At 59.1% G+C, this 1,026-nt stretch carries 1 pseudogene; it reads left to right on the forward strand.

Annotated features, from left to right (window positions below):
- Positions 1 to 1,026, forward strand: a pseudogene (locus GJR95_RS41365) (hypothetical protein); the annotation flags it as partial.

Here is a 1,026-nt window from a genome sequence, read left to right on the forward strand (position 1 = left end):
CAGTGAGCATCACTCCTTCGGGTGCGACCCTAAGCTGTGCCAGTCCGAGTGTGAGCCTGACAGCGGTGGGTGTGGGAAGTGTATTGTGGAACACGGGCTCGACCAATCCTATTTTGACGGTGAGTTCGGCGGGGACGTATTCGGTGACCTTGACCTCGGGCAGTGGCTGTACGGCTGTGACCAGTGTGGAGGTGAGTGCCGACCAAACCGCCCCCTCGGTGAACATCACTCCTTCGAGTGCGACCCTAAGCTGTGCCAGTCCGTCCGCGACATTGACGGCCAATGGCACGGGTTCCTTCCGGTGGAATACCGGCTCGACCGACAATCAGATCAGTGTCAGTACGGCAGGCACCTATTCGGTGACCTTAACCTCGGGTAGTGGCTGTACGGCTGTGACCAGTGTGGAGGTGAGTGCCGACCAAACCGCCCCCTCGGTGAGCATCACTCCTTCGAATGCGACGCTGAGTTGTGCCAGCCCAAGTGTGAGTCTGACAGCGGTGGGCGTAGGAAGCGTATTGTGGAACACAGGCTCGACCAATCCTATTTTGACGGTGAGTTCAGCGGGGACGTATTCGGTAACCTTAACCTCGGGCAGCGGCTGTACAGCCGTGGCCAGTGTGGAGGTGAGTGCGGATCAGAGTGCCCCCTCGGTGAACATCACTCCTTCGAGTGCGACCCTAAGCTGTGCCAGTCCGTCCGCGACATTGACGGCCAATGGCACGGGTTCCTTCCGGTGGAATACCGGCTCGACCGACAATCAGATCAGTGTCAGTACGGCAGGCACCTATTCGGTGACCTTAACCTCGGGCAGTGGCTGTACGGCTGTGACCAGTGTGGAGGTGAGTGCGGATCAGAGTGCCCCATCGGTGAGCATCACTCCTTCGGGTGCGACGCTGAGTTGTGCCAGTCCGAGTGTGAGCCTGACAGCGGTGGGTGTGGGAAGTGTATTGTGGAACACGGGCTCGACCAATCCTATTTTGACGGTGAGTTCAGCGGGCACCTATTCGGTGACCTTAACCTCGGGTA

The sequence above is a fragment of the Spirosoma endbachense genome, assembly GCF_010233585.1.
Classification (GTDB): domain Bacteria; phylum Bacteroidota; class Bacteroidia; order Cytophagales; family Spirosomataceae; genus Spirosoma; species Spirosoma endbachense.